16 protein-coding genes are annotated in these 18993 nt (G+C 58.8%); 4 read left to right on the forward strand and 12 right to left on the reverse strand.

Annotated features, from left to right (window positions below):
- Nucleotide 1: 1 nt before the first annotated feature.
- The 9 genes from lpdA to JNN07_24355 all read right to left on the reverse strand — a co-directional run bounded on the left by lpdA (nt 2) and on the right by JNN07_24355 (nt 10646).
- The gene (gene lpdA, locus JNN07_24315; protein ID MBL9170879.1) at nt 2–1393 is read right to left on the reverse strand and encodes a dihydrolipoyl dehydrogenase; all 1392 of its coding nucleotides are present in this window, start codon (nt 1391–1393) and stop codon (nt 2–4) included.
- A gap of 38 nt (nt 1394–1431) precedes the next feature.
- A complete protein-coding gene (gene odhB, locus JNN07_24320; GenBank protein MBL9170880.1) occupies nt 1432–2658 on the reverse strand; it encodes a 2-oxoglutarate dehydrogenase complex dihydrolipoyllysine-residue succinyltransferase in 1227 nt (408 codons plus the stop codon).
- Nucleotides 2659–2692: 34 nt separating this feature from the next.
- On the reverse strand, nt 2693–5497 hold the full coding sequence (locus JNN07_24325) for a 2-oxoglutarate dehydrogenase E1 component (protein ID MBL9170881.1): 2805 nt from the start codon (nt 5495–5497) through the stop codon (nt 2693–2695).
- Between the two features lie 16 nt (nt 5498–5513).
- Nucleotides 5514–6413 (reverse strand): bifunctional hydroxymethylpyrimidine kinase/phosphomethylpyrimidine kinase, encoded by a 900-nt coding sequence (locus JNN07_24330; protein ID MBL9170882.1) that lies wholly within the window; start codon nt 6411–6413, stop codon nt 5514–5516.
- A gap of 60 nt (nt 6414–6473) precedes the next feature.
- Complete coding sequence (thiE, locus tag JNN07_24335; protein ID MBL9170883.1) at nt 6474–7124, reverse strand: thiamine phosphate synthase; 651 nt, start codon at nt 7122–7124, stop codon at nt 6474–6476.
- Between the two features lie 153 nt (nt 7125–7277).
- Entirely contained in the window at nt 7278–8660 is a 1383-nt protein-coding gene (gene accC, locus JNN07_24340) for an acetyl-CoA carboxylase biotin carboxylase subunit (GenBank protein MBL9170884.1), read from the reverse strand.
- Nucleotides 8661–8733: 73 nt separating this feature from the next.
- Nucleotides 8734–9183, reverse strand: a complete 450-nt coding sequence (accB, locus tag JNN07_24345) for an acetyl-CoA carboxylase biotin carboxyl carrier protein (GenBank protein MBL9170885.1) — start codon at nt 9181–9183, stop codon at nt 8734–8736.
- 235 nt (nt 9184–9418) lie between these two features.
- Nucleotides 9419–9865, reverse strand: coding sequence for a type II 3-dehydroquinate dehydratase (aroQ, locus tag JNN07_24350; protein ID MBL9170886.1), 447 nt, complete (start codon nt 9863–9865; stop codon nt 9419–9421).
- Nucleotides 9866–9911: 46 nt separating this feature from the next.
- Complete coding sequence (locus JNN07_24355; protein ID MBL9170887.1) at nt 9912–10646, reverse strand: hypothetical protein; 735 nt, start codon at nt 10644–10646, stop codon at nt 9912–9914.
- Nucleotides 10647–11362: 716 nt separating this feature from the next.
- Here JNN07_24355 and JNN07_24360 point away from each other — a divergent pair.
- Nucleotides 11363–12364, forward strand: coding sequence for a DUF72 domain-containing protein (locus JNN07_24360; protein MBL9170888.1), 1002 nt, complete (start codon nt 11363–11365; stop codon nt 12362–12364).
- A gap of 21 nt (nt 12365–12385) precedes the next feature.
- Here the strand turns inward: JNN07_24360 and JNN07_24365 are convergent, their stop codons facing one another.
- The gene (locus JNN07_24365; GenBank protein ID MBL9170889.1) at nt 12386–12772 is read right to left on the reverse strand and encodes a zinc ribbon domain-containing protein; all 387 of its coding nucleotides are present in this window, start codon (nt 12770–12772) and stop codon (nt 12386–12388) included.
- A gap of 494 nt (nt 12773–13266) precedes the next feature.
- Here JNN07_24365 and JNN07_24370 point away from each other — a divergent pair, with 494 nt between their 5' ends.
- From JNN07_24370 to JNN07_24380, 3 genes are all read left to right on the forward strand, one after another.
- Nucleotides 13267–14499: a hypothetical protein gene (locus JNN07_24370; GenBank protein ID MBL9170890.1), complete on the forward strand. Its 1233-nt coding sequence runs from the start codon at nt 13267–13269 to the stop codon at nt 14497–14499.
- A 110-nt stretch (nt 14500–14609) separates the two neighbouring features.
- The gene (locus JNN07_24375; protein ID MBL9170891.1) at nt 14610–14822 is read left to right on the forward strand and encodes a hypothetical protein; all 213 of its coding nucleotides are present in this window, start codon (nt 14610–14612) and stop codon (nt 14820–14822) included.
- 367 nt (nt 14823–15189) lie between these two features.
- Nucleotides 15190–16515, forward strand: a complete 1326-nt coding sequence (locus JNN07_24380) for a hypothetical protein (GenBank protein MBL9170892.1) — start codon at nt 15190–15192, stop codon at nt 16513–16515.
- 198 nt (nt 16516–16713) lie between these two features.
- Here JNN07_24380 and JNN07_24385 read toward each other — a convergent pair whose 3' ends face one another.
- Nucleotides 16714–17913 carry a delta-60 repeat domain-containing protein gene (locus JNN07_24385; GenBank protein MBL9170893.1) on the reverse strand — a complete coding sequence of 400 codons (1200 nt, stop codon included), beginning with the start codon at nt 17911–17913 and terminating at the stop codon, nt 16714–16716.
- Nucleotides 17914–18047: 134 nt separating this feature from the next.
- Nucleotides 18048–18419, reverse strand: coding sequence for a hypothetical protein (locus JNN07_24390; protein MBL9170894.1), 372 nt, complete (start codon nt 18417–18419; stop codon nt 18048–18050).
- Nucleotides 18420–18993: the final 574 nt, after the last annotated feature.

Below are 18993 nucleotides of genomic sequence, written 5' to 3' on the forward strand. Positions count from 1 at the left end.
GCTAGAAATGGATGGCCCGGTTGCTGACGGCCATCGCGGCCTCTTTGAGCGCCTCGGCCAAGGTCGGGTGGGCATGGCAGCTGCGCGCAATGTCTTCCGCGCTGGCGTGGAAGGTCATGGCGACCGCAGCTTCGGCGATCAGATCGCCGGCATGGGGCCCGAGAATATGAACTCCAAGAACCCGATCGGTTGTCGCATCGGCGAGAACCTTCACGCGACCTTCGGTTTCGCCGAGAGCACGGGCTCGGCCACTGGCGAGAAAGGGAAAAAGCCCTTTGGAATAGGTGATACCGGCCTTCTGCAGCTCTTCCTCCGTCCGGCCCACCGAGGCGATCTCGGGGTGGGTGTAGACGACGCTCGGGATGGTATTGTAATCCACATGGCCATGGCCAGTGATCATCTGCTCCACACAGGCGATGCCTTCTTCCTCAGCCTTATGCGCCAGCATCGGCCCGGCGATCACGTCACCGATGGCATAAATGCCTGCGGCGGTGGTGCGGAACTGGGCATCCACGGGGATTCGTCCTTTCGCATCGGGCTGAATGCCCACCGACTCCAGCCCCAATCCTTCGGTGTTGGGACTGCGACCCACGGCGAGCAGGACCCGGTCGCAGGTGATGGGTTCCTGGCCTTGGGCCTCGACCACAACTTGGTTGCCGTTGGCTTTGGCGGAGGTGACCTTAGCCCCGAGCTTGAAGTTCAAACCTTGCTTTTCGAACACCTTGCGGGCCTCGGCCGCGAGTTCGGCGTCCATGCCGGGGAGGATTCGGTCGCAATACTCGAGCACGGTGACCTTGGCGCCCAGCCGGTTCCAGACGGAGCCCAGCTCGAGCCCGATCACCCCGGCCCCGATCACCACCAGATGTTTGGGTACCTCGGAGTACGAGAGCGCTTCCGTGCTGGTCCCCACCCGATCTCCATCCAGCACCACTCCGGGCAGCGGAGCTGAGCGGCTGCCGGTGGCGAGCAGAATCTGTTTGGCCGAGATCTCCGTGGATTCTTTTTCGCCCTTCACCAGGACTCGCGACGTTCCCAGCAGGGTGGCGTGGCCGGAAAAGCGGGTGACCTTGTTCTTTTTGAACAGCGCTTCGATTCCCTTGGTGAGGGTTGTCACGATCTGCGTTTTCCGCTTCAACATCGCAGCCAGGTCGAGTTGCACCTGGTTGACCAGGATGCCGTGGGCTTTGAGCCCGTGCTGCGCGTTGTGGAATTGCTCGCTCGACTCCAGCAGCGCTTTGCTGGGAATGCAGCCGACGCGCAGACAGGTGCCGCCCAGCGCCGGCTCCTTCTCGATGCAAGCCACCGACCAGCCGAGCTGAGCGGCTCGGATCGCCGCCACATAGCCACCTGGGCCCGCCCCGATGACCACCAAGTCAAAAGATTTGTCCGCCATAGGTCGTGAATGGGGTTTGATGTTCGGCTGGCAGCGGTCTAAACCTCCAAAAGGATGCGTGCCGGGTTCTCGATCACTTCCTTGATGCGCTTGAGGAAGGTCACTGCCTCCCGGCCGTCGACAATTCGATGATCATAGCTAAGCGCCAGATACATCATGGGACGGATCACCACCTGACCCTCCAGGGCGATGGGACGTTCTTGGATGGAATGAAGTCCCAGAATTCCGCTTTGGGGCGGATTGATGATCGGGGTGGAAAGGAGGGAACCATAAACACCGCCATTGCTAATGGTGAAGGTGCCCCCTTCCAATTCCTCCATCTTGATCTTGTTGTCCTTCGCGCGTTTGGCGAACTCATTGATGGCCACTTCCACCTCGGCGAAGCTCATACGATCGGCCCCGCGCAGGACTGGCACCACCAGTCCCTTGCCTCCGCCGATGGCAACCCCGACATCTTGATAATTGCGGTAGATGACGTTGGTCCCGCGGATTTCGGCATTGAGCTGCGGCACCAGCCGGAGCGCATCCACGGCCGCCTTCACGAAGAAGGACATGAACCCCAGCTTGACGTTGTACTTGGCCAGGAAGGCTTCTTGATAGCTTTTGCGCAGAGACATGATGGCCGACATGTCCACCTCGTTGAAGGTCGTCAGCATCGCCATGGTGTTCTGGGCTTCGACCAGGCGTTTGGCGACCGTTCGTCGCAGCGGGCTCATGGGGACTGACTCTTCCTCGCGCCCGGTGGAGAGCCCAGAAGCGACAGCTGCTGCTGGAGCCGACTTGACGGGGGCCGGTGTCGGAGCGGGCGCAGCCCCGACCAGGTGGGCTTGCACATCTTCCTTCAGCAGGCGGCCGCCCGGACCGGTGGGGGTCACTTTGGAGGCGTCTACCCGGTTTTCGGCCAGCACACGCGCGGCGGCCGGCATGATCTTATCCGAACCCTTGGCGGGTGCCGCCGCGGCAGGTGTAGGCGTGGACGCTTTTTCCGCGGCTGCCGGGGCGGCCGGGGCGGGAGCGACGGCTCCGGTGCCCGTGCCGAGATGTGCGATGACCTCACCGACCTTGGCGATGTCTCCCTTCTTGCGAAGGATCTTTTCGAGAACACCATCCGCTGGAGCCGGGATTTCAATGGTGGCTTTCTCGGATTCGATGCTGACCAGATTCTCGTCTTTGCGGACGGCGCTGCCTTCCGGCTTCAGCCATTCGCCGATCTGGACTTCTGTGACCGACTCTCCGACCGCCGGGACTTTCAGTTCTGTGGCCATAGTGCGTAATGAGGGGAAAGTGACTTAAATAGGATCAGGCGAAAGCCCGGGTGAGCAGTTCTGCCTGCTCTTGCCGATGGCTGTTATACGAGCCGGTGGCCGGGCTGGCTGAGGCGGGGCGGCTCACGACTTGGACGGGGAATCGTCCAAGGAAACGTTCGCCAAAGATCTGGCGCAGGTATCGCCACGCGCCCATGTTCTCCGGCTCCTCCTGGACCCAGAAGAGCTGGGTTCCGTCGGCGTAGGGCGCTAGAATGGATTCCAGCTCGCTTCGGTTGAGCGGATACAGCTGTTCGAGTCGGATGATCGCGACATCATCGCGGCGGAGCGACAGCCGTTGCTTCTCGAGTTCGTAGAAGACCTTGCCAGTGCAAAACACGAGTCGGGTGGCCTTGGTAGGAGGATTACGGTCGGGGATGATCCGGCGGAAGGTCCCATGGCTCAGTTCAGCCAGCGGTGAGGTGGCCTCCGTGTTTCGAAGCAGGCTCTTGGGGGTCATCACCACGAGCGGCTTGCGCCACGTCCGGATCACCTGACGGCGGAGCAAGTGGAAATATTGGGCCGGGCTGCTTGGGTACGCCACCTGGATGTTATCCTCGGCTGCCAGGGCCAAGAAACGTTCGAGCCGCGCGCTGGAGTGCTCCGGACCTTGTCCCTCAAATCCATGCGGCAACAGCATGACCAGACCAGAAAGCCGTCGCCATTTGTCTTCCGCGCTGACAATAAACTGGTCGATGATCACCTGAGCGGCGTTCGCAAAGTCTCCGAACTGGGCCTCCCACATGACCAGGCCGTCGGGGCACTCCAGGCTGTAGCCGTAGTCGAATCCGAGCACCGAAATCTCACTCAACGGGCTGTTGAAGATCTCCACGGGTGCCTGGCTGACGCCGAGGTGCTGCAGTGGCACATGGACGCGGTCGCCTTCGATATCATGCAAAACCGCGTGCCGATGGCTGAATGTTCCGCGACCGCAATCTTGGCCGCTTAACCTGATGGAATAGCCGTCGGCCGCGAGCGTGGCGAAGGCAAGCGCTTCGGCCGCCGCCCAGTCGAGAGGCTGTTTGCCGGCGCTCATGTCGCGTCGGGTCTCCAACAGCTTCGCAATCTTGGGGTGCGGCTTGAACCCCTCAGGTATGCGCGTTTGCACCTCGAGCAACTTGGTGAGTCGTTCGATCGGAACCCCGGTCTCCTCGTCCTTCGCGTCTTGCTCTCGTCCGCCGATAAAACTGCTGCGCGCCCAAATGCCAAGCTGCTTCTCGCTCGGAAACTGATAGTTCTCACTGGTGGATTCACTCAGCTCCTTCTCTAGGAACTGCTTTCGCTCCTCCACGATGCGATCCGCTTCCTCGCGGCTGACGCCACCCAGCTTGAGCAAGTGCTCGAGATAACCCTCGCGCACGGTTTTTCGCTGCTCGATGGCGCGATACATCACCGGTTGCGTAAATGCGGGCTCGTCGGTCTCGTTGTGTCCGAGTCGGCGATAGCCGTACATGTCAATGAACACATCCCGCTTGAAGGTGGTCCGGAAATCCAACGCCAGGCGCACCGCCTGGGCCACGGCCTCAGGATCCTCGCCGTTCACATGAAAGATGGGCGACTGAAGCATCTTGGCGATGTCCGTGCAGTAGGAGCCCGACCGGGCATCGCGAGGCGAGGTGGTGAATCCGATCTGGTTGTTGACGATGACGTGGAGCACTCCGCCGACTCGATACCCGGCAAGATCGCTGAGGTTCAGCGACTCCTGGACCACGCCTTCGCCCGCAAAAGCCGCGTCCCCATGGATCAGAATGGCCATCGAGCCGTTTCGTTCCGTGTCGTTCACCCGGTCCTGTTTGGCTCGGACCCGACCCATCGCCACCGGGTTGACGTATTCCAGGTGGCTTGGATTGAAACACAGCGACAGATGCACCCGCCTGCCGGTAGACGTGACCCAGTCGTTGCTGTGACCCAGGTGATACTTAACATCCCCGCGGCCCCGATAGAGCTGAGGGTCCTTGTCGGCGAACTCGCGGAAAATCTGTCGGACGCTCTTGCCCATGATGTTCGCGAGAACGTTGAGACGTCCCCGGTGGGCCATGCCGAAAATGATTTCTTTGACGCCCTGCTCGGCGGATTTCTCGATCGCCAAGTCGAGGAAGGGGATGAGGCTTTCGCACCCCTCGAGCGAGAAGCTCTTGGCACCCACGAATTTCTTCCGGATGAACTCTTCGAAGATCGTGGCGTCCGTCAGCCGGGTCAAGATGCGGAGCTGTTCCGGGCGGGTGAGCTGGAGGCGGTTTTCGGTGCCTTCCATCCGCCGTTGGAGCCAGCGACGGAGCTCGATGTCGTCGATGTGCATGTACTCCACCCCGATCGAGCGCGTGTAGGTGTTGCGGAGCTTCTCCATCAGCCCCCCCAGCGTCAAACGGCCGGAGTGCTGGAAGGTGTGGATGTGGACCCGGCGATTCATTTCGTCGGGAGTGAAGCCAAAGTAGTCGTTGCTCAGCTCCTGAGGGGAAAATCGTGGGAGCCCCAGGGGGTCCACCTTGGCCAGGTAGTGGCCGCGGACCCGATAGTTTCGAACCAGCTGTTCCACGCGGTTCTGGAAGTCGGCCAGCTTAACCTGGTCGATGGGTGTCTCTTCATCGGCCGACCGGGCGGAGGGCGGACTAAAGACGCTGCGGACGGGAAAGCTGGGGCCCAGGGTGCGGCGATCCGGCCAAGCGTCGCCGTTGATCTGCGTCGCAAAGTATTGATGCCATTCTTGAGGGACTGAGCTCGGATCGCGCTGATAGGCTTCGAAGAGCTCCTCCACGTAGGCTAGGTTGACTGCGCTGGGACTACTTGCGACATCACTCATAACAGTTCGGCCGTGCTTAGAACCGCGTCAATTGCTCGAGCTCTTTCACACGCTTGTTGATCTCTTTGCGGGTGGCTCGAGTGGTTCGGGTGAGGCCGAAACCTTCGCAGCAGATCGATGCTACGACGCTGCCGTGGATCATGGCTCGACGAAGATTTTTTTCTGCGGCTCCTCGGTTGGAGGCTAGGTATCCCATCAGGGCACCGACGAAGCTGTCGCCTGCGCCGGTTGGATCCACCACCTTGCGCAACGGATAGGCGGGGCACACGAACAGACCATCCCGATTGGAAAGGATGGAGCCGTGCTCCCCTTTTTTGATGATGACGTGTTTGGGTCCCAGCTTGTGAATGCGCTTGGCCGCCTCGATGGTGTTGTCAGACGAGGTTAGCTGGTGCGCTTCGCTGTCGTTCAGCACGAGCGCGTCGATGCGCTTGAGCAGCTTCAGCAGGTCGTCCAGGGCGATGTTCAACCAAAGATCCATCGTGTCGGCGATGACGAACTTCGGCTTCCACATCTGGTCCAGGACATGGTGCTGCAGGGCCGGGGCGATGTTCGCCAACAGAAGGTAGGGGGTGGATTTGTGGGTGTCGGGGAGGGAGGGGGAGAACTTTTCGAACACGCCTAGCTCGGTGGCCAGGGTGCGACGGTTGTTCATGTTGACCTCATACTCTCCCGACCAATGAAAGGTCTTGCCCTCTTCGATTTGGAGGCCGGCCAGATCGATTCCGTGCTTTCGGTATAGGGCGATGTACTTCTTGGGAAAATCATGCCCCACCACCCCTACCATTTTGACCGGGGAAAAGAAACTTGCCGCCACGGCCGCGTGGCTGGCTGACCCTCCGAGTAGACGGGGATTCTCCGCTTTGGGGGTTTTGATGGAATCGAGGGCGGTTGAACCGACTATCAAGACGCTCATGTGTTGTTAGCTGAGTTGCTGAAAATCGCGCTGTGCTTTCCGTTCGCGGCCTCACCCAGTTCAGGGCGATCCGATGGCGGAAGCTAGGCGGTTCTTGAACATCTGACAAGCTTGGGTGATGTCAGGGGCATTCAGGATGGCCGAGACCACACAGATTCGGGTGGCCCCAGCTTCAACCACTTCGGGAAGGTTCTCGAGGGTGATTCCGCCAATTGCAAACCACGGCAGAGTTACGTGGATGCCGGCCCAACGGACGTATTCTAAGGTCACAGGGTGAGCTGTAGGCTTCGTTCCGGTGCGATAAATCGGTCCTATAGCGATATAGTCGGGTCCGGCAGCGATTGCGCGTTTCGCCTGTTCGGGGGCATGGGTGCTGAGGCCGAAACGGACACCTTTGGCGCTGGCGGCGAGTTCTTGAATCTGGGCTTTGCCGCTCTCAAAAAAATCTTCTTGGCCAAGGTGACAATACTCCGCCCCGACATCGACGGCGATATCGGGATAATCGTTGATGACCAATGCTACCCCAGCGGCCCGGGTGATCGGTTGGATCTCCTCGGCCATTGCGCGGACTTGGGACTCGGGGAGGCCTTTAGCTCGAAGTTGGATCAAGTCGGAGCCCCCATCGCACAGCGCTTGCGCGACCGCCCGAGGTGAGCGGCCGTGCAGATAGGCGGCATCCACGAAAGTGTAGAGCGAGACGCGGGGGATCATGATGGCGTTGGCTATGGACTGCGGAGACATGTCTCCGCTTTTCCTGCGCAGGGCGGAGTGGCTGCCGGTGTGCCCATTGTAAACGACTCTCTTGGAGGGGCTAAACTAGGGCGAAGGAAAAGCGGTGTCATGCCACCGCAGTCCATAGAGCTATTAGGCTCGATCCTCGAACAACTCGCGGCGAGCACCGCCCAGCAGCTGTTCGATGAAGTTGGTGGAATACACGCCTCGGCGGAAGTTGGGGTCCTGGAGGATCGCCTGTTCGAAGGGGATCGTGGTTTTGACACCCGTGATCATGTATTCGCTGAGCGCTCGGCTCATCTTGTCCATGGCGTCGCGGCGGTCCCGTCCATAGGTGATCAGTTTCCCAATCATCGAGTCGTAGTGGGGAGGGATGGTGTAGCCGGCATAAGCATGGCTATCGACGCGAACCCCGCGTCCACCGGGGGCGTAATACATCTCGATTCGGCCCGGGGATGGACGGAAGTCATCGAATGGATCCTCCGCATTGATGCGGCATTCGATGGCATGACCCTTGAAGACGATGTCGCTCTGGGACAAGCGCAGCGGCTCGCCCATGGCGATCATAATCTGCTGTTTGACCAGGTCGACGCCGGTGACTTCCTCGGTGATCGGATGCTCCACCTGGATTCGCTTGTTGACCTCGAGGAAGTAGAAATTCCCCTTTTCGTCCACGACGAACTCCACGGTTCCGGCATTGGAATACTGGGCAACTTCGGCGATGCGAACCGCCGCTTTGCCCATCTTCTTGCGCAGGTCTTTGAACTTGTTTTCGATCAGCGGGGACGGGGTTTCCTCGACGACTTTCTGGTTCCGTCGCTGGATCGAGCAATCACGCTCGCCGAGGTGGATGATATTCCCGCGGTTGTCCCCCAGGATCTGAAACTCGATATGGTGAGGGTTCTCGATGAACTTCTCGATGTAGACCCCTGAGTTGCCGAAGGCTTTTTCCGCCTCGGTCCGGGCTGTGTGATACCCTTTGACCAGCGAAATATCGTTGTGGGCTACTCGCATGCCCCGTCCACCGCCCCCGGCGATGGCCTTGATCATGACCGGATAGCCAATTTTCTTCGCAATCGTGAGGGCATCGGCCTCGTTTTCGACCAAACCTTCCGATCCAGGAGGGCAGGGCACCCCGGCCTTGCGGGCCAGATTCCGGCTGGTGGCCTTGTTTTCCAGCGCGTTCATGGCGCGCGAGCTGGGCCCGATGAAGCGGATGTTGCAGCTCTCGCAGACCTCGGCGAAATGGGCGTTTTCGGAAAGGAAGCCGTATCCGGGGTGAATGGCGTCCACGTCCGCGATCTCCGCAGCGCTGATGATGCGATCGATCCGGAGGTAGCTTTCGGAACTGGGGTTCTTGCCAATGCAGATGGCTTCGTCGGCCAGTTGCACATGGATCGAGTTGGCATCTGCCTCGGAGTAGACCGCGACGGTCTTAATGTTTAACTCTTTGCAGGCACGGATGATCCGAACGGCAATTTCCCCGCGGTTGGCTACCAGGATTTTCTCGAACATGGAACGGGCTCGGTTAGCGGATGGGGCTGGCTGGGGAGCCTTGTCATAAGGAACCCCACTTCCCCGCGAATCTTTACAGTGGCCGGATCTTGAACAGCGGTTGGTTAAATTCCACCGGCTTGGCGTTGTCGAGCATCACCTGGGTGATCACTCCGCGGACCTCAGCCTTGATCTCGTTCATGACCTTCATGGCCTCGATAATGCAGACCACGGTGTCAGGATTAACCTCGGATCCGACCTCCACATAGGAACCTGATTCCGGGGACGGGGAGCGGTAAAAGGTGCCGATCATGGGGGACTTAATCTCGGCCTCGTCGCTGGAGGCGGCGGGAGCCGGAGCGGAGGACGGTAGGGCTTGATGGCCCCCTCCGCCGGTAGGAAGGTAGGTGAAGCTCGTATCTTCAGCGCTTTGGCCTAAACCGCGCTTGAGCTTAACCTTAAAGTCCTGCCGTTCCAGTTCGAACTCGGAGATCGAGTTCTTCTTCATCAGTTCGATGATCGCCTTGATATCCTTTAGGTCCACGATAGGCCCTCCCGGTTGGCGGCGACTTTTGTCGGTAAGCTTCTTGTCGGTAAGCTGGATAGTCTATTCATCAAAGTAAACCAGGCCAGTGTCGATCCTCGACCCTGCCGGTAGTGATCTGCGATTGGGGCGGACGTTAGGGAGCGTGATTGCAACCGTCAAGCAGTAAAAAATCCTGCCCAGCAACGGGGATAGTTCCCTGAATCTGCCTGAATTACCTTGAAAGATCCCGGAGTTAAGCCGTGTTTTTCGCTCCGATAATGTTAACGGCCGCTTCCAGGCCGAGAACGTAGGAGTGAGGACCGAAACCGGCGATTTGACCGCGGCAAACGGCTGCGATCAGGGAGCGGTGGCGGAATTCCTCGCGGGCGTGGATGTTGGAAAGATGGACTTCGACGGTCGGGAGTCCGCTTCCGGCGATGGCGTCGCGGAGCGCGACGCTGGTGTGGGTGTAGGCACCGGCATTCAGCACCAGGGCCGCGTGGGTTTCTCTCGATTCATGAATCCAATCGATGAGTTGTCCTTCGTGGTTAGTCTGCCGGAAGTCGATCTCGACGTTCAGGGCCTTGGCTCGATCCGACATCAACGCTTCGATCTGCGCGAGTGTGGTTCGTCCGTAGACACCCGGCTCGCGCAAGCCCAGGAGGTTGAGATTCGGTCCGTTGAGCACCAGGACTTTCATTGGTGCCGGATGCTAGACCGCCGGTCTCAGCCCCTGCAAGCGGGTTTCACAACGTCCCGAACCGTCGGAGCAGGGCATCGATGGACCGATAATCCTCTCCGACGGAGAAAACCCGGTCAGCCAGGTCGTTGAGGGCCTGCCGAGCTTGATGGAAGTGGGCTCCCAGGTTGTCGAACACCTCAGCGAGGTGATAACGCTCGGCCAGTCGATGGTGACTGGCCTCACGAAAGCTGGATTGTCCTAGAGATTCGTAATAATCGAGGCCGGGGAATCCCCGCGATTCGCACCGGCTGCGAATTCGGCTCGGGAACACCCCGGTCATAAAGAGTGATTGGTTGCCCATATGGGCCCGAATCAAGAATTGGCTGAGGTCATCGGCCTCCTTCAACGCCGCCAGCATCTCAAAGAAGTATTCCATGGGCTGGCCCGTGGGGGATGATTTGATGTGGAGGCGATCCGCGCGTGAGAACTCGCTCAGCACCTCTGCTATATAGTCCGCGACCTCCCGTTCCTGGATCCCTGCCCGTCGGAGGGCATGCCTGACCAGGATGTAAAAGTAACAATGGGAGGAGATCCGGAGACAGCCCCGTAAATCCATCAGGGCTTGCAGCAGGGCTTCGTTGTCCAAGAGCACATCCCGCGATGCTTCGTCGGCCAGAAGCTCGGTCAGGCAGCTGGCCCGCTCGCTGTCTCGATTTCCGTCCCGGTCCAATACCTTCGTAATGAACTCGACATCTTCCGCAGTGAACTGCACCCGGCAGTTCGGCGTGATCACCTTCATAGGCGCCTGGTTCCCAATCAACGAGCAGAACTGGCTACTCTTCCCAGACCGGCCATCCGCAGGGCGTCCGCCCAAGAGGACCCCTCTGGCCGATCCTGATGGGTTATCGACCTGATTCCAGGTCGGTAAACCAAAACCTGATGGCACCCTAAGCTAGTTTCTTAGGAATATCAAATGGGGGGTGAATCTAGCTTCGTTTGGGCAAAGATCCGATGTGCAGCGGAGATGAGCTTGGCTACGGGTGTGATTACAATTGGGTGAGAAAGGTGGGGAAATCGCGACAGGCACGCGGGCTTATACCGGGCTTTCAGCCCTGGATGGGGAAAAGGATGTTTACCTGGGGTTGTCACACCAGGCTGGGATAGCACGCACCGTTGGTGCTTAAGCCCTACGAGCCCACGACCCAATACCAAACCTAGCCTAGGCCATTCAGCCCCGATTCGAATGGAGTTGAGCAGTAGTGTCGGTGTACGCGGGCCACAGGCCCAGCACCATCCCAGCCTCGGGTGACAACCCCAGGTCTCGTCACCCCACAAACGCTAAGGGCTGAAAGCCCGTACCATTTCAGGGAGTTACCGGCTGAATATAACCTGAATCTCGCCCGGTTCTGATCCCACCTCCTAGCCTCCCCCTTCCGGAGATTGCCTAGTGGGTCACTCCAGTCCATCCTGGCTCCTCGTCCGTCCGGCCACGGCCGTTGATCGGGCTTACTCGAGATGACCCTCAAACTGCCATTCGACAACGGCAACTCCGGCCGCGCCCAAGTGGTCGAGCGGATCCGACCCAAGTTGGCCTGGTTAGCCCAACGGGGGGTGTATCTGGGCACCTCCTCCTGGAAATACGCTGGCTGGATTGGGCAGCTGTATGAGGAGGCGCGATATGTCTATCGAGGGCGGTTTTCCGATGCCCGGTTTCAGCGGATGTGCCTGAGCGAATATGCTGAGGTCTTCAAGAGCGTGGGGGTGGATGCGGCCTACTATGCCTTTCCCACGCGTGATCAGCTAACGGGCTGGATGGACAGCGTTCCCCCTGATTTTCGGTTTTCTTTCAAAGTGACCGACGACATCACCCTGAAACGGTTTCCCAACCTCCCACGCTTTGGGCACCGGGCGGGGAAACCGAATCCTGACTTTCTGAACGCGGCCAAGTTTGAGGAGCTTTTCTTGGGGCCCTGCGCAGAATTTCGGGATCGGGTGGGGGTGCTGATGTTTGAGTTCACTCGCTTTCACGCTTCGGACTTTCTGCGCGGCCGCGATTTTGTGGACGCGTTGGATGAATTCTTGAAGCGGCTGCCTGCTGGATGGGATTACGGAGTCGAGATCCGCAACGCGACCTTCTTACAGCCCGAGTATTTTCAGATGTTGGCCCAGCGGGGGGTGGCCCCGGTTTTCAATAGCTGGGAAGCCATGCCTCCCCTCGCCGAACAGATGGCAATCGCCAGTGCGTTCGCTTATCCAGAGGTTGCAGCGGCGCGACTGCTGTTGAAGCCAGGTCGGGCCTACGCCGATGCGGTTGCCCGCTTCAGCCCCTATGCCGAGCTTAAAGAGGCCTACCCGGAGGCCCGGCTGGCTGCCGCCGGGCTGATTCAGCGGACGGTGAAGGAGGGTAAGCCCAAGAGATCCTATCTTTACGTCAATAATCGATTGGAAGGCAATGCCATCCAGACGATTGATGCCATTCTTGAGCAGTCTCAGGTGCCCGGAAACCCGGGCGGCTGATCTCTGGCTGTAGGCCCGGACTTACTTCTTCTTCTCCGACTTGGGCTTAGTCGCAGCCGGAGCGGGAGCCGCCGGCGTCGGGGTGCTGCTGCTGCTGCTGGAAGCGGCCGAGCTAGCGGGTTTGTCGGAGCTGCTGCTGGAGGTCGAACTCGAGCTGCTGGAGGAAGCGGTTGAATCCTTCTTCGCGCCATCTTTGTAGTTCTGGCTGCGGTAATCGGTAATGTAGAAGCCCGTTCCCTTAAAGATAAGGCCCGCCCCCGCACTCAACTGCTTGGACACCTTGCCCTTGCCCCAGGTTTTCTTGGGACAGAGTTCTTTCGGACAAGTCGTGAGCGGCTTCGCGGTCATCGAGTGAAAGAATTCAAACGCATGACCGCATTTGTCACAGACGTATTCGTAAGTCGGCATAAATAAGCTCGAACCTAATACGGGCCTTCCCTCCAAACGTCAAGATTGGGCGTTGGGCAGGGGGGTGGTGAAGTCGCGATGGACTCGGCGGACTTATGCCGGGCTTTCAGCCCTTGATGGGAAGGGGGGATGTTTACCTGGGGTTATCACCCCAGGCTGGGATAGGACGCACCGTTGGTGCTCAAGCGCGACGAGCTTCCGACCCAATACCAATTGCAGCACAGAAGCCTACCCCCACATTCCTATGGGAATCATCACCGGGGCTCAAGCCCGCGGGCCACAGGCCCAGCACCATCCCAGCCTGGGGTGACAACCCCAGGTTTCGTCTCCCCAGACGCGCCTAGGGCTGAAAGCCCGTACCATCACAGGGAATGACCCACTGAATTCGACCCCCGTCTTACCCACTTCTAATCACACCTCTCCCCGACCCGAGCCAGCACTTCTCCTTGAGCTTCGACCTTTATCCTGTTTGTGTAGATAGGAAGGCTCCAACGATGAACCGCTTCTTCTCCACCTCGCGATGGTTGCTACTCTGGATAGGGCTCGCGCTCTGCTGGGGTGGCCTTGAAGCTTCCGCGTGCCGCTACAATGTCCGCGACATCGGGTTCGTCGAGGTCGGGGGGGAGGGATACACCTTGTATGCTTACCTCGATGCCTCCATGCCGCCTGAAGCGATCCGAACGATGAAGGAGCAGGGGGCAGAATTGGAGGTTGAAACGAACCTTCGGTTCGTGGCCGTCGAGGTGGCCTCGGAACCCGATCATCCTGGTCTCAAGTATCGCCCGGTTTCGTCCGTCCCGGGCGTGAGCGTCGGGGCGTTGGTCTCTCCCAGTGGACAGGTTCTTCACGTCCCTTTCCCGCCCTTCGATTCTCGGTTCTCGGCAGCTTGGGCAGAGTTGCTCAAGGGACTGTGGTCGTCACCCAAGCGCGAGGAGATCGTACGGAGCGTCAGCCAGACCTTCGCGGCAGTTCTGTTGGTGGAGGGGACCCGCCCCGAGGCGAATCGGCGGGCGCGCGAGACGATTCTGGAGGCCATCGCCCAAATCCAGGGGCAGATGAAGTCGCTGCCGAAAGCCATCGCCGAACCGCCCGTTCTGCTGGAGTTGCCCGCATCGGGTCTCACCACGGAGAAGATTCTGCTCTGGAGTCTGGGGCTGGATTCACTGCCGTCGGACCTCCCGATAGCTGCGGTTTTTTACGGCAAGGGCCGATGGATCGGAAATGCGCTGCGAGGTGAGGAAATCTCGTCCGCCAACCTCCTGAAAGTACTCTCCATCATTGGGGCTGATTGCGAGTGTGGCATCGACATCTCGTGGACCCAGGGCGTTCGTTTGCCGCTGCGATGGAGGTCCGACCTGCAATCCCAATTGGCGCAGAGCCTGGGCTTCGATCCGGAAAATCCACTGGTCCGGATTGAGGCCAGTCGTATTCTAAACAAGCGAGGCACCGGCCAGAGTCCATCTCAGGGGTATCAGGAGGTCACACTCGAGGACGAATCGCCCGCCCAGATAGTAGGTGCTCAGGACGGGCTTTCCTTCGGCTCTGCCGCCGGCCAACCTTCGGCTGCAGTATCCGGCGGCGTGGCTTCGGTGGTCGACCGCGCAACTCAGCGCTCAGAATCGGGGGCAGTGTTGGCTCAGCGGTCGCGGGCGGCGGTGGCTGCCCTCGGTTTAGTCGTGGTTTGCATCGGCGCGGGACTTTTTTTGCGCTTCCGGTTGAAAGATTAGAGGAGTGGGAACCGTAGTGTTAGGTAATGGATGCTCGAGTCGAGCGACTCACCAGAGCATCCCATCACGAATGAAACACTTGATAAGCCATCTAAAAGAACAAGGTTCCTATGAATGCAAATCCTTATCCCAAAGGTCGTTGGACGTCTCCTAAGTTGAACGAAGCGAACCCGGTCCGGCCCTCCCTGATCGATGTCTCGCCTCGCCTCGAGCAGGCGCGTCTGAGCGAGCTTTTCTGGACAACCGAAGAAAGCCCGATCTTCTTTGAAGCGCGGGAGCGGATCGAACGCTTGATCAACGCCGCAACCTCGGCCGCCGCCTAAGCTTAAGGTTATGCCTGCATTGACGCCTCTCACGCCGGGTTCGCGGAGTTGCTCCCTCAGGTCTCCGCTTCCCTTCCTCATTTCGATAGCCTCCGTTCGGTTCCATCAGCGATGGGGACGGCTGGACACCAGACGAGTCGGGATTCGGTTCGATCCCCCCAGGCGACATTTAATCCCTGGTGCCCGGCCCAAGTGTCTTTCGCAGATAGAACTCTGTCCTGCGGTTCCAGGTTCAAGCCTCGGCTAGGCCTTAACAATTTTTGTGTGGCGTCGCTTTGACTTACGTCAAAGATAGTAGCTGGGATTGTGATAAGTTGGGTTGGTGATGAAACGCCCGATGGATATCCCTGCTATCGTCTCTGGTGTCATGAAAGAAAAGCGAGCCTTTGAGTTCGGTCGGCCGGCCCCAACCTTCCTCCACGCGTGGTTGTTGCTCGCGTTGTGCGGGAGCGGTTTGGTCCTGCAAGCGGATGACTATCAGGGTGCCACCCACATGATGCCCTTCGAGGAGGACACCATTCGCTACAACAAAACCGAGGCTCGTGGACCGGTGCAGCGGCTCCAGGAGCGGATCGACTCGGGCCAAGTCAATTTGGAGTTTCATCCGCAGTTTGGGTATCTGCTCGCGGTGCTGCGGGAGTTGGGAGTGTCGACTCAGTCGCAGATGCTCGTGTTCTCGAAGACATCCTTCCAAAGGGAGCGCATTTCTCCCCATGCTCCCCGGGCCGTGTTTTACAGTGATGACGCCTATGTCGGTTACGTGCTCGGCTCGCCCTTGTTGGAATTTACTTCGGTCGATCCCAAGCTGGGTGGTGTCTTTTACACCTTGGAACAGAATCCCAAGGTGAAGCCCAAGTTTGTTCGCACCGATGCCTGCGTCGAATGCCATGCGAGTGGCAAGACCATGGGGGTACCGGGACATCTGGTGCGCTCGTTCGAGACGGATGAATCGGGGGTGGTCGATCTCACCAGCGGAACCTCCTTGGTCAATCATCGCACTCCGTTTCAAGATCGATGGGGCGGATGGTACGTTACCGGCTCGCACGGACCTCAGCTGCACCGGGGCAATCTGATTGGAAAAGAAGCGTTCGAACGGCAGCGCAAGGAGCCCAACTATCTCGGGAATGTGACTGACTTAAGCCGGTTCTTCGAGCTCAAGAGTTATCCGACTCCGCACAGCGACATTGTTGCGTTGATGGTAATGGAGCATCAGTCGCACATGCACAATTTCCTGACCCGGCTCCAATATGAAGCGACCATTGCGCTTCAGATGTATGGTCATGTGAACTATCTCAAAACTGCGTCAGAAGGCTTCCTGAGATATCTGCTCTTCACAGAAGAAGCGCCGCTCACGGCCCAGGTGCGCGGGTCGAGCGAGTTCGCGCAAACTTTCTCCGCCCAAGGGATCAAAGATCGCCAAGGGCGTTCGTTGCGGGAGTTTGATCTGCAGACCCGGTTGTTCAAGTATCCCTGCAGCTATCTGATTTATTCGCCTGCCTTCGATGAGTTGCCTGAGAAACTGAAGGAGCGATTGTATCGTCGGCTTTGGGAAGTGCTGACCGAACGTGATTCGAGTCCGGAATTCGCGGTCCTTTCTTCCGAAAAGAAGCGCGCCATTTTTGAAATCCTGGTGGATACCAAAAAGGGCCTTCCTCAGTATTGGAAGACTGAATCCAAGCGGGCTTCACGGTGAGGTGCGCTTGGGCGTGCAGCGAGGTTCTTTAACCACAGATTTCTCGGATGACACGGATTCAGAGGAGGAAGACTGCCGGGGTGCGATCCTATCCCACAGACCAGGTGGTAAGAATTCCTCCTTCCAGGAGCTCGGTTCTTCATCTCATCCGTGAAATCCGAGTCATCCGCGGTTCAAACTGGTTCCCACCGAAGCCGGTTAGGGCGACACTAGCCGATAAAAGCGATTCGGATAGAGCGAGGCCGCATTATCGAAGAGGGTCAACGCCGTCTTTCCCATGATGTTTGTCCGAATGGGAGTCCAATCGGGCGGATCCAGTCGACTCGCCGCTTCGGTGACGATGCGGAAGCGCGGGGCTCCGGAGATCCGGAACGAAGATTGACCTTCGGGGAGACGCCGCATGGAGTCGCTGACGAATGACGGCGGGAAGAAGGGCTCATCACTCGCATAGAACCTTGCGAGGCCTGGTCGCTTTTCCCCGCGTAAGCTGGCGCCGGCATTGACAAAATCGCCTGCCGCGATGATTCGTCCATCTCGTTGGAGCGCGGTATACATCGAGCCGCGTGGACTCGATGCAACGCTAAGGAATACCGGTATCGAAAAGCTTGAGTCCGGGGTTCCATCCGCCTTCAGTCGGATCAGGGCGTTGAGCGCGGTAAACGGGCCCGAGACAAGCAGAGCGCCATCCTCTTGAATCAGTATCGAGTTGATAAAAGTGGGTGTGGCTCCTGCCAGGGGATCAAAGCTGGTATCATGGGTGCCCTCCTCATTGAGTCGAGCGATGCCACGTCGCGAAAGACCGCCGACCGAGGTGAAAGTTCCGGCGATCAGGATCTGGCCGTTGGTTTGGACGGCCAGTGTCTTTACGATTCCTCCCTCGATGAGTTTGCCTGGGTCGAAGGACTCATCGAGTTGGCCGTCCGGATGGAGACGTGCGATGCCCTGTCTCGCGATGTCGTGAACCGAAGGGAAAGTTCCGCAGACCAGGATGCGACCCTGAGTATCGAGAGTGATGTCGGTAACGAAGAAAAACTCGGTCACGAACTCGTTCGACTTCGGGATCCCTGATATGAAGTTCGTATCCCGTTTGCCATCGGGATGCAATCGCGTGAGGCCGTAGCCACCGATCAGAATCTTATCATCCGGTTGGATCAGAATTCCTCGTCTCAGGGCGTTATCGAAAGGTATGCCTTCGTCGCCAAGACCTATGTCCGGCACGAAATCGGGGTCCAGCATGCCAGCTGCGGGTAAGCCTGTCGTATCCTGAGCCGTTGCGCTGACCAGCGTTGCCGCCGAGGCGGCGTGCCCGGGTTCCGCGGCTGGCAGGCTGAGGAGAAGACTGAGCTCTAGCAAGGTCGCGAGACCCAAGCTTAGGAAGAAAGTTCGTGGTACGGACATAGTTTTCGATGGTTATTTTTTTGAGTTCGTGGAGATGGGTTCCTCGAAAATAGCTCCTGTTTTGCCGACTTTTCCGTTCTTCAAGTTGAGTGTGAGTCGAGAGCTTGTTTCGTCGAGTCTAAAATCCTGTCCAGTTAGGGTATGGGTCGTAATGGATCGGTTTCCATGGCGATGTGGACATCATCTAGATCCACCTTTTCCCATTGGCCTCCGCGCTTTTGTCTGGCCTTGCGGCGTGCGTTCTCAATCAGGATCCGGCGCATCGCCTCGGCGGCCGCGGCGAAAAAGTGGGCGCGGTTCTGGAACTCGTAGGGGGTCTCTTTGGCCGTCAGACGCAGCCAAACCTCGTGGACGAGCGCGGTGGGTTGGAGGGTGTTGGCGGCTTCATGGGCCATCTTTTGACCGGCCAACCGGCGTAATTCCTCATAGACCGGGGGAAGCAACTCTTTGGCGGCCTTGGGATCACCCTGTTGAGCAGCGTTGAGAATGCGCGTGAACTCACTCATGCTGAGATCTTAGCTTTCCTCCGGCCCGGGACAATCCGAAATCAAACACTGGGGGAGCCCCGGGTGTGATTAGAAGTGGGTGAGAAAGGTGGTGAAGTCCCAACGGACTCGGCGGCCTTATGCCGGGCTTTCAGCCCTTGATGGGAGGGGGATCGTTACACCTGGGGTTGTCACCCCAGGCTGGGATAGCACGCACCCTTGGTGCTCCAGCAGCACGAGCTTCCGACCTAATACCAAATTCAGCCCGGAACCTTAATCCCAGATTCCAACCGGATTCATCATTGGGGTTGGCACCCGCGGGCCACAGGCCCAGCACCCTCCCAGCCTGGGGTGACAACCCCAGGTTTCGTCACCACACACACGCTGAGGGCTGAAAGCCCGCACCATCGCACGGAATCACCCGCTGAGTTCAAACTGAATCTCACCCACTTTTAACCCGAACTCCGAAGTGGAAAGAGGGTGGTATTGGTGGAAGGGGTTGATGCAATAAGGGTTGATGCAAAGCAAACCTACCGCTCTCCCTCACCAAACCACCCCGACGGAAATTAACGCGCTCTTTGGCAGAGCCAAGCTC

The organism is Verrucomicrobiales bacterium (assembly GCA_016793885.1).
Lineage (GTDB): Bacteria > Verrucomicrobiota > Verrucomicrobiia > Limisphaerales > UBA11320 > UBA11320.

Coding starts and splice junctions, on each gene's coding strand:
- lpdA (MBL9170879.1), bottom strand. CDS start 1,393: ATGGCGGACAAATCTTTTGACTTGGTGGTCATCGGGGCGGGCCCAGGT.
- JNN07_24365 (MBL9170889.1), bottom strand. CDS start 12,772: ATGCCGACTTACGAATACGTCTGTGACAAATGCGGTCATGCGTTTGAA.
- thiE (MBL9170883.1), bottom strand. CDS start 7,124: ATGATCCCCCGCGTCTCGCTCTACACTTTCGTGGATGCCGCCTATCTG.
- odhB (MBL9170880.1), bottom strand. CDS start 2,658: ATGGCCACAGAACTGAAAGTCCCGGCGGTCGGAGAGTCGGTCACAGAA.
- JNN07_24360 (MBL9170888.1), top strand. CDS start 11,363: ATGACCCTCAAACTGCCATTCGACAACGGCAACTCCGGCCGCGCCCAA.
- accC (MBL9170884.1), bottom strand. CDS start 8,660: ATGTTCGAGAAAATCCTGGTAGCCAACCGCGGGGAAATTGCCGTTCGG.
- JNN07_24370 (MBL9170890.1), top strand. CDS start 13,267: ATGAACCGCTTCTTCTCCACCTCGCGATGGTTGCTACTCTGGATAGGG.
- JNN07_24355 (MBL9170887.1), bottom strand. CDS start 10,646: ATGAAGGTGATCACGCCGAACTGCCGGGTGCAGTTCACTGCGGAAGAT.
- JNN07_24325 (MBL9170881.1), bottom strand. CDS start 5,497: ATGAGTGATGTCGCAAGTAGTCCCAGCGCAGTCAACCTAGCCTACGTG.
- JNN07_24330 (MBL9170882.1), bottom strand. CDS start 6,413: ATGAGCGTCTTGATAGTCGGTTCAACCGCCCTCGATTCCATCAAAACC.
- JNN07_24385 (MBL9170893.1), bottom strand. CDS start 17,913: ATGTCCGTACCACGAACTTTCTTCCTAAGCTTGGGTCTCGCGACCTTG.
- JNN07_24380 (MBL9170892.1), top strand. CDS start 15,190: ATGAAAGAAAAGCGAGCCTTTGAGTTCGGTCGGCCGGCCCCAACCTTC.
- JNN07_24375 (MBL9170891.1), top strand. CDS start 14,610: ATGAATGCAAATCCTTATCCCAAAGGTCGTTGGACGTCTCCTAAGTTG.
- aroQ (MBL9170886.1), bottom strand. CDS start 9,865: ATGAAAGTCCTGGTGCTCAACGGACCGAATCTCAACCTCCTGGGCTTG.
- JNN07_24390 (MBL9170894.1), bottom strand. CDS start 18,419: ATGAGTGAGTTCACGCGCATTCTCAACGCTGCTCAACAGGGTGATCCC.